Origin of the sequence: Sphingobium limneticum (assembly GCF_008710165.1) — a bacterium.
Classification (GTDB): domain Bacteria; phylum Pseudomonadota; class Alphaproteobacteria; order Sphingomonadales; family Sphingomonadaceae; genus Sphingobium; species Sphingobium limneticum.
This window is the reverse complement of record NZ_VYQA01000066.1, coordinates 1-1,317: the sequence shown is the minus strand read 5'-3', so window position 1 is coordinate 1,317 and position 1,317 is coordinate 1. Positions and strand designations below refer to the sequence as shown.

The following is a 1,317-nucleotide window of genomic DNA, read 5'->3' as shown; positions in this document are numbered from 1 at the left end:
GCTATGTTGTTATCGATTTCCAGACGTCCATCATCGAGAAAGCGCGTCAGAGCGACCCAGCGCTTGCGACCATAGGCAATGGCCTTGGCCATCTCGGATTTGGGCGAAAGGCGGCGCAGGGCATCGTCGAGCGCCTGGCGCAGTTCGTCGATCAGCGGCTTGGTGCGGTCCTGTCGGCTTCGTCGTCGGATATCGGGCTGGTGGCCGCGAACCTCCGCCTCGATCTCATAGAGCTGACCGATGCGTTCAAGCAGATCAGTGGTGAGCGGTGTCGGCTTGGTCGCATGAATGTCGAATATCTTGCGCCGGAAATGCGCCCAGCAGGCGACCTCGGTGACGCGGTTGGTGTCGTAGAGCTTGTCGTATCCGGCATAGCCGTCCGCCTGAAGATAGCCGGTGAAACTGGCCAGCTGCCGTTGGGGATGTGCGCCTGTCCGGTCGGTGGTGAACTCATACCAGACCAGCGGCGGGGTCATGGCACCGCAGCCCCGATCGTCGACGGCATAGGCCCAGAGCCTGCCGGTTGCCGTCTTGCCACGTCCCGGATCGAGCATGGGGACCGGTGTATCGTCGGTGTGGATCTTTGAAGCGGTCAGTCCGACCTCGCGGATGCGGTTGATGATCGGATCGAGCAGGACAGATGCCTGGTCGACCCAGCCTGCCAGCGTCGAGCGGTCGATCTCGATGCCCTGCGCGGCCATGATCTCGGCCTGGCGGTATAACGGAAGGTGATGGTCGAACTTGGAGACGACGACGTGGGCCAGGGTGCCGAAGGTCGCCTTGCCCCGCGCTATCGCCTTCACCGGCGCGGGCGCCTGCACGATCTTCTCGCAGGCCCGGCAGCTATATTTGGGGCGGATGGTCCGAACGACGCGCCACTGCACCGGCACGGCATCGAGCATCTCGTCGCTATCCTGCCCCAGCGGCCGCAGCGCGCCGCCGCAGTCGGGACAGGTGCAGTCACCCTGCTCGGGCTCGATCCGCTGCTCCTCGCGCGGCAGATGAGCTGGCAGCGTCCGAACCGGTGATGGCCGATCGACGGCTACTGGATCGCCTCGACGCGCGGCGGCGACGATGGCCTCGCCTTCGAGTTCTTCGAGCGCCAGCTCAAGCTGAGCGATCTGGGTATCGAGCTTCTCGGACGACTTGCCGAACTGCATCCGCTTGAGGCGCGCAATCTGCACGCGCAGCGTATCGATCAGGATGTCGCGGGCGGAAATATCGGCGTGGGCAGCTGCCAATGCAGCTTCAAGCTCGGCGATCCGAGCGTCTTTATCAGGGGTGGAAAGGCCTGCGTCCGACACCACGATCATATAG

The 1,317-nt window shown here is 63.9% G+C and carries 1 protein-coding gene; it reads right to left on the bottom strand.

The window, feature by feature from the left end:
* A partial coding sequence (gene tnpC / locus F4U95_RS24510) for an IS66 family transposase (RefSeq protein ID WP_150426991.1) occupies positions 1 to 1,313 on the bottom strand: 1,313 nt, incomplete at its 3' end.
* Positions 1,314 to 1,317: the final 4 nt, after the last annotated feature.